The following is a 2124-nucleotide window of genomic DNA, read 5'->3' as shown; positions in this document are numbered from 1 at the left end:
GGGTGGCGGGTGGCGGCACTGTTGCTGCCGGCCCTCGTCGGTCTCGGCGTGTTCACGATCGCTCCGGCGCTGGTCTCGGCGTTCGTCGCGGGCACCGACAAGACTCTCACCAGTCCGAGCTTCCACTGGGTCGGCACTGCCAATTTCCGTGATGCTCTGCACGATCCGAACCTTGCACAGGCTGTCCGTAATACCGTGGTCTACTGTCTGATCACCGTTATTCCGGCCGTGGCGGTCGGCCTCGGCCTGGCGCTCGCGGCCGAGCGGGTGACCCGGGGACGTGCGCTTGTCCGCCTGGCACTGTTTCTTCCGGTGAGTGCCAATCTCGTTGCCGTGGCGGTTGTTTTCTCCTATATTTTCTCAGCCAGTCCGCACGCGCTGGCGAACACCGTGGTCGGCTGGTTCGGTATCCGCCCGGTCGACTGGCTCGGGGATACATCCACCGCATTGCCGGTGGTGGCGTTCGTCGGCGCCTGGCGGTTGGCGAGTTTCGTCTTCGTCGTATATCTTGCAGGGCTCACCACAATCCCGAGATCGGTGCACGAGGCCGCTGATGTCGACGGCGTCCGCGGCTGGGCGAGGCTGCGTCGAATCACGCTGCCGCTGCTGGCTCCCACCACGGTATTCGTTGCAGTTTTTGCGACGATTCTCACCCTGCAGACGTTCGAGACGGTCGCGGTCCTCACACAGGGTGGTCCGCTGGGCTCGAGTACGACGATCGTGTACTACATTTACGAGGCAGGATTTACCGGATCGTTTCGGATCGGCTATGCCTCGATGCTGGCGTTGTTGTTGCTGGTCGCCGTCGTCCTGCTCGGCGTCGCCGGTGCCGTCGTCGGGCGATGGGCCCGTGCCCGAGCCGCTCGTGAGGTGGCGGTGTGAACATCGAGAGCATGTCAGTGGCGATTCGCCGCCAGCCGGTCGGCTCCCCTGTATCGATCATCTCAACCGGCCTGCGCTGGGCGTTCCTCGCCGCTGGGATCGGCGGCGCCTTCCTGCCATTCTGGTGGATGCTGCGTACCGCGGTTGGTCCACCGCAGAGCGTGCTCGGGTTGTCGTCGAACCTGATCCCGTCGGGCATTGACTTCGCGGCCTTCCCGCGTGCGTTCGACGCGGCAGACCTCGGCCGCGCGCTGGTGACCGGAGCCGGGGTGAGCATCGCGATCACGCTTCTGCAGCTCGCCACCGCGATACCAGCGGCCTATGCATTCGGTTGCCTCCGGTTTCGTGGCCGCGGCGTGCTGTTCGCGGTGGTGCTCGCGACTCTGCTGGTACCGCCACAGGTCACCGCCATACCGAACTATGTGACGATTTCCGCGCTTGGCCTGGCCGATACCAGGGCCGGGTTGGTGCTGCCCTTCATGACGAACGCCGCGGGAATATTCCTGCTCCGTCAGTATATGAGCACGATTCCGGTAGCGCTCCTCGAAGCGGCCAGAATGGACGGCCTCGGCACCTGGCGGACGCTGCGTGCGGTCGTCCTACCGCTGTCGACACCGGCGGTCGCCACGGTCGCGACCTTCAGCTTCCTGCTCTCCTTCAATGAGTATCTTTGGCCGTTGCTGGTGGCACGCTCACCGGATATCGCGACCCCGCCGTTGGCTCTGGCGAACCTGGTTTCGGCCAGCGGCGGTTTCCCGGACTTCGCCCAGCTTTCGGCTGCGGCGTTGATTGTAAGCATTCCGACACTTGTCGTGTTCATCCTTGCTCAGCGGCGATTGGCCGCCGGAATCACCGGCACCGGCACCGGTGTCGGTGCCGAGGGATGAGGGCGTGCCCGAGAGGAAGACACTTGATCCGGACCCGTCTGTCCAGACCGCTTGAGGCCGCCGGCCGCGCGAGGAAAATCATGGTCGCGCGGCCTTTGGCCGGGTGGGCTTTGGGGGCCGCCGGCCGCGCGAGGAAGATCATGGCTGGGCTGCTCGCCCTTGCCACTGTCGTGTTCCTGGCTACCGCGTGCGGGGCCGTCGGTTCGAGCGGCCCGTCGGTCAACCCCAGCCTCCGCCCGACCGCGCGACCCGCGACCGCTGCCGTGGACGACGTCAACGGAGCCAGAGCGTCCACCCAGTGCGCCACCAAGGTCAAGACACTGCGGATGACCGTCAGCGGCCCGCTCAACGACAC

At 65.8% G+C, this 2124-nt stretch carries 2 protein-coding genes and 1 pseudogene; all 3 read left to right on the top strand.

The annotated features are described in order from the left end of the window. Positions 1-882: sugar ABC transporter permease (locus tag U9977_RS16055; protein ID WP_322750074.1), on the top strand; the 882-nt coding region annotated here is incomplete at its 5' end. Positions 883-893: 11 nt separating this feature from the next. Next, positions 894-1769, top strand: coding sequence for a carbohydrate ABC transporter permease (locus tag U9977_RS16050; protein WP_416210650.1), 876 nt, complete (start codon positions 894-896; stop codon positions 1767-1769). A 140-nt stretch (positions 1770-1909) separates the two neighbouring features. Next, positions 1910-2124: pseudogene (locus U9977_RS16045) on the top strand (ABC transporter substrate-binding protein); the annotation flags it as partial.

Origin of the sequence: Protofrankia sp. Cas8 (genome assembly GCF_963555845.1) — a bacterium.
Classification (GTDB): Bacteria; Actinomycetota; Actinomycetes; order Frankiales; family Frankiaceae; genus Protofrankia.
The sequence above is the reverse complement of the archived record's forward strand: the minus strand, read 5'-3'. Positions and strand labels throughout refer to the sequence as shown.

Coding starts and splice junctions, on each gene's coding strand:
- U9977_RS16050 (WP_416210650.1), top strand. CDS start 894: ATGTCAGTGGCGATTCGCCGCCAGCCGGTCGGCTCCCCTGTATCGATC.